This is a genomic window from Nitratidesulfovibrio liaohensis, assembly GCF_011682075.1.
GTDB classification, from domain to species: Bacteria; Desulfobacterota; Desulfovibrionia; order Desulfovibrionales; family Desulfovibrionaceae; genus Cupidesulfovibrio; species Cupidesulfovibrio liaohensis.
Genome location: NZ_VSMK01000233.1, coordinates 1 through 4,237, shown reverse-complemented (window position 1 = coordinate 4,237; position 4,237 = coordinate 1). Strand labels below are relative to the sequence as shown.

The following is a 4,237-nucleotide window of genomic DNA, read 5'->3' as shown; positions in this document are numbered from 1 at the left end:
GCTGCGGGCGACGCTCCCGCGCCCACCGGTGCGCCGCGCGTTGCGCGCGGCCCGGTTGCCTTCCCGCGCCACCCAACGGAGCCCCCGTGACCACGCAATACCGTCTCGAAGAGACCACCCCCGGCGCCCAGTGGGACGCCTTTGTCGAGGCATCCCCCAACGGCACCATCTTCTCGCTGTCCGCGTATCTTGCCGCCGTGCGCCAGCCCAGCCGCCTGTACTGGTGCATGAACGGCAACGAGCGCCGCGCCGCCGTGGCCGTCACAGAATCGGCGGACGGATCGTGCGCCGTGCAGCATGATTTCGTCATCCACAACGGCATCCTGTTCGCGCCGCCCGCCAACAAGCAGAACCGCTCCACGGTGCTGTCCGAGCGGTTCGAGATCGCCACGGACGTGGCCGCCGCCCTGTCGCGCCGCTACGAGCGGGTGGAACTGGCCCTGTCGCCGCAGGTCACCGACATCCGGCCCTTCCTGTGGCACAACTACGGCAGGGACGACGCCCCCCATTACGCGGCCGACGTGCGCTATACCGCCTACGCCAGCCTGACGGGCTTTGCCGATGCCGCCGCGCCGGAAGACGTGCCGCTGTTTCCGGAAATTTCCTATTCGCGCCGCCAGGAAGTGCGCAAGGCGCTGAAGACCGGCGTGCGCACCACCGAAGACGCAACGCCCGAAGACCTTTCCGCCTTCTACGCCCTGACCATGGGCCGCCAGGGCATCGAGGTGGAGCGCGAACGGCTGGACGAGCTGCGCGACCTGGCCGCCGCCGTGCTGGCGGGCGGCTTCGGGCGGCTGTTCGCCACCCGCACGCCGGAAGGGGAACTGGCGGCCATGGCCCTGTTCGGCATGGACAGCAAGCGTGCCTACTACCTGTTCGGCGCGGGCGATCCGCACCTGCGCAACACCCCCTGCGGCACCGCCGTGCTGTGGGACGCCTTCGGCCAGCTGGCCCGCGCGGGCGTGACCGAGGTGGACCTGGAAGGGGTGAACAGCCCCCGCCGGGGCTGGTTCAAGCTCAGCTTCGGGGCGGACATCCTGCCCTACTACCAGTTGGTCAAGGATGGCCCTGAACCTGCCGTGCCGGCAGAACAGCCGGGACAGGCGGAACAGGAGCAGTAGCCCGCACGGCTGCACACGGCCCATCGCCGCGCCGCAAACCCGCCAGAATATCGAAGGGGCGTGGGCCTGTGCCCCCGCCCCTTCATGCGAAGCAAAACCTGCACCGTGGTGCCCGCCAACCCTCGATCCGGCGCGCACGCCAATGGATACGGCTACACCTCTTCTTCTTCCAGCGTGTACCCGGCGCTTTCCACGGCTTCGCGCAGCATGCGCGTATCCACGCATACCGCGGGGCCGTAGGTGATTTCGCCGGTGGCCAGGTTCACGTTCACTTCCTCGATCCCGGCCTTGGTCTGGATGGAAGTGGTCACGGTGGCGGCGCAGTCCGGGCTTTGCAGCCCCTTCACCTTGTACTTCTTCATGGGAAATCCTCCCCGCGTGGGCGGTATGCCGCAAGCGCGGCGCACGATGTGAAGGGAAACGCCGGGGCAGTCACCGGCGCGCGACGACACTTCGTCTTCAATGCCGAGACTATACCGCTTTTATCCTACTGTGCAAGTAGGATTTGACCCCTTGCGCACCCCCCGTGAATGCCTTACCTCAAGGAACCGCCGAACCGTGGCGATGTTTCGCGGAAGTTTCCCGGCCGCCGCCAAACGGCAGGCACCGGACGCTCCTCCGTCCACGGCGACGCGGCCGGTGACGCCATCAGCCATCCCCTGCACCGCAACCCCCGCACCCCATGCTTGAACTGGACTTCACTCCTTCCGGCTACGTCTACATGGCGCTCATCTGGGCGTGCGCGGGCATTGGCGCGGCGGTACTGGCCCGGCGGCAGGGCCGCAACCCGCTGCTGTGGTGCGCGGTCTGCCTGATCGCCCCCATCGCCCTGTTCTACCTGGCGGGCGAGCACAGCGGCCGCGAGGACGCACGCACGAAGGCCCGACGCGAACAGGCCCAGGCATCCGCCGACGGCAAGGGCATCGAATAGCCCGGCGCCGCCGCCACCCCCTTCATTCACCCGTGCCGGGCCGCCCCGGCCTTCCACCAGCATACCACCGGACCATGAGCGACCGTACCTTTCATATCCTGACCTTTGGCTGCCAGATGAACGTCAACGATTCCGACTGGCTGGCCAGAGCCCTTGTGGCGCGCGGCTTTACGGAAGCCCCCCTGGGCAAGGCCCGCGTGAACATCGTCAACACCTGCTCGGTACGCGACAAGCCTGAGCAGAAGGTCTACAGCGTGCTCGGGCGCATCCGCCAGGCCACCCGCAAGCTGCCCGACGCCTTTGCCGTGGTGGGCGGTTGCGTGGCCCAGCAGATCGGCTCCGGGTTCTTCACCCGCTTTCCGCAGGTGCGCCTGGTGTTCGGCGGCGACGGCTCGTCCATGGCCCCGCAGGCCATCGAACGGCTGTGCGCGGAACCGGGCCTGCGCGTCTCGCTGCTGGACTTTTCCGAGGAATACCCCGAGCGCGACGCCCAACTGGACGCCGGGCCGGTGCCGCCTTCCGCCTTCGTGAACATCATGCAGGGCTGCGACAACTTCTGCGCCTACTGCATCGTGCCGTACACGCGGGGCCGCCAGAAGTCGCGCGCGGCGGACGCGGTGGTGCGCGAATGCGCGGAACTGGTGGAGCGCGGCGCCAGGGAAATCACCCTGCTCGGCCAGAACGTCAATTCCTACGGGCAGGACGCGGAAGCCGCCCGCCAAGCTACCATGGCGACCATGGCGATGGCGGCGGGTGACGGCAAGGCCGTGACCTTCGCCGAACTGCTGCACCGCGTGGCCGCGCTGCCAGGCCTTGACCGGCTGCGCTTCGTCACGCCGCACCCCAAGGACATCGCGCCGGAGGTCATTGACGCCTTCGGCACGCTGGACAACCTGTGCCCGCGCCTGCACCTGCCCATGCAATCCGGGTCGGACCGCATCCTGAAGGCCATGGGCCGCAAGTACGACATGGCCCGGTACATGGATATCGTGCACCGGCTGAAGGCGGCCCGCCCGGACATACAGCTTTCCACCGACATCATCGTGGGCTTTCCCGGCGAAACGGAACAGGACTTCGAGGACACCCTGGCCGCCATGCGGGCCGTGGGCTTTGCCGCCAGCTTCTCGTTCTGCTATTCCGACAGGCCCGGCACCCGCGCGGAGATGCTGCCCGGCAAACTGGACGCCGCCGAAAAGGCCGCCCGCCTGGCCCGTCTGCAGGAATGGCAAAATGATTATACTGAACAGTGCTTGCGGAACATGGTAGGGTTGCACACAATGGTGCTGCTGGACGGCATGAGCCGCAAGCCCGGCATGGCAGCCCCGACGGGGCATGAAGCCGGACCCGATGGCGTGCATGACGGCGTTGCAGGCACCCCCGGCGGCGAAAGCTGGCAGGGGCGCGACCCCTACGGCCAGGCCGTCAACGTGGTGATGCCCCCCCGTACGGTGGGTGGGTCGGAAGGCTGGTTGGGCCAGATCGTGCCGGTGACCATCGTCGAGGCCAAGAAACATTCGCTGCGCGGAGTACTGAGGGCATGATCCGCTTCCGGCGCCGCATCGGTCCGCAGGCCCGTTCAGGCCAGACTGGCCAGTCCGAGCGGGCTGACCGGGCTGACCGTGCTGACCGGGCAGGCTCAAGCACCATGCGAAGACGCCCGCAGGGGCGCACAGGCAGGTATCCCATGATAGAAATGAAGGTCGTGGGGCTGTCGCTGGACGACGCCACCAAGGCGCCGATCCTCGTCCTGCGCCGAGAGGCCGGGGAGGAACTGCTGCCCATCTGGATAGGGGCCATGGAAGCCATGGCCATATCCATAGCGCTCAACAGCGTGGACGTGCCGCGCCCGCTCACCCACGACCTGCTGCTGAACACCCTGCGTTCGCTGGGGGCGCAACTGGTGGCCGTGGACGTGGTGGACCTGCGCGACGGCACCTACTTCGCCGAACTGGACATCCTGCTGAACGGCTCGCGCATCCGCGTGGACTGTCGCCCCTCCGACGCCATAGCCCTGGCCCTGCGGGCCGACGTGCCCATCTTCGTCAGCGAGGACGTGCTGCGCCGCGCCGCCGAAGACCGCCTGCGCCCCAACCTGGACGAAAACGCCGCCCGCCGCCCCACCGACGCCGCATCGTCCATGGCCCGCGAGGAAACCGCCCGGCGCGACGTGCGCGATCGGAAGAGC

Annotated in this window: 5 protein-coding genes; 4 read left to right on the top strand and 1 reads right to left on the bottom strand. The window is 68.1% G+C overall.

Annotated elements, in window-relative coordinates:
* The first annotated feature begins 86 nt into the window (after positions 1-86).
* Entirely contained in the window at positions 87-1,121 is a 1,035-nt protein-coding gene (locus tag FVW27_RS09175) for a GNAT family N-acetyltransferase (RefSeq protein ID WP_167124526.1), read from the top strand.
* 152 nt (positions 1,122-1,273) lie between these two features.
* Here FVW27_RS09175 and FVW27_RS09170 read toward each other — a convergent pair whose 3' ends face one another.
* The gene (locus FVW27_RS09170) at positions 1,274-1,483 is read right to left on the bottom strand and encodes a heavy-metal-associated domain-containing protein (RefSeq protein WP_167124524.1); all 210 of its coding nucleotides are present in this window, start codon (positions 1,481-1,483) and stop codon (positions 1,274-1,276) included.
* 320 nt (positions 1,484-1,803) lie between these two features.
* Between FVW27_RS09170 and FVW27_RS09165 the strand changes: the two genes are divergently transcribed.
* From FVW27_RS09165 to FVW27_RS09155, 3 genes are all read left to right on the top strand, one after another.
* A complete protein-coding gene (locus FVW27_RS09165; RefSeq protein ID WP_167124522.1) occupies positions 1,804-2,052 on the top strand; it encodes a hypothetical protein in 249 nt (82 codons plus the stop codon).
* A gap of 74 nt (positions 2,053-2,126) precedes the next feature.
* Positions 2,127-3,593: a tRNA (N6-isopentenyl adenosine(37)-C2)-methylthiotransferase MiaB gene (miaB, locus tag FVW27_RS09160; RefSeq protein ID WP_167124520.1), complete on the top strand. Its 1,467-nt coding sequence runs from the start codon at positions 2,127-2,129 to the stop codon at positions 3,591-3,593.
* A 143-nt stretch (positions 3,594-3,736) separates the two neighbouring features.
* The coding region (locus tag FVW27_RS09155) for a bifunctional nuclease family protein (protein ID WP_243838315.1) at positions 3,737-4,237 on the top strand (501 nt) is incomplete at its 3' end.

Coding starts and splice junctions, on each gene's coding strand:
- FVW27_RS09170 (WP_167124524.1), bottom strand. CDS start 1,483: ATGAAGAAGTACAAGGTGAAGGGGCTGCAAAGCCCGGACTGCGCCGCC.
- FVW27_RS09165 (WP_167124522.1), top strand. CDS start 1,804: ATGCTTGAACTGGACTTCACTCCTTCCGGCTACGTCTACATGGCGCTC.
- miaB (WP_167124520.1), top strand. CDS start 2,127: ATGAGCGACCGTACCTTTCATATCCTGACCTTTGGCTGCCAGATGAAC.